Source organism: Micromonospora endophytica (assembly GCF_003236305.1).
GTDB lineage: Bacteria > Actinomycetota > Actinomycetes > Mycobacteriales > Micromonosporaceae > Micromonospora > Micromonospora endophytica.
On record NZ_POTX01000535.1, the window covers coordinates 1 to 435 of the forward strand.

1 protein-coding gene is annotated in these 435 nt (G+C 65.7%); it reads right to left on the minus strand.

Annotated elements, in window-relative coordinates:
- A partial coding sequence (locus tag C1I93_RS30965; protein WP_181445406.1) for an FAD-dependent monooxygenase occupies positions 1-435 on the minus strand: 435 nt, incomplete at both ends.

Here is a 435-nt window from a genome sequence, read left to right on the forward strand (position 1 = left end):
CCCTGGGCCTGCGCAGCTGTTCGTAGGCGGTGAAGGCGGCGTTGATGTCCGGCGCGTCGCGCAGACATCTCGCCAGGATGACGGCGTCCTCGACGGCCATGGAAGCGCCTTGGCCGGCGGAGGGTGAGGTGGCGTGTACCGCGTCGCCGATGAGCACGGCCGGGCCGCGGTGCCAGACAGGGCTGGTGGGGATGTCGTAGACCAAGTGGGCGCCGATGTCCCCGACGCTGTTGGTGATGATCTCGTTGATGACCGGTAGGTCATCGGCGAACAGGTCACGCAGTTGGCGCTGCCACTGCGCCGTCGGGATGGCAGCCAGTTCTTTGCGGATGGGTTCGTCGGAGCGGTGCAGGTTGGCGAACCAGTAGGTCTCGCCGGACTCCCGTACCAGGTAACCGAAGAACGCCCGCTTGCCGAAAATGAAGTGTTGGGTGT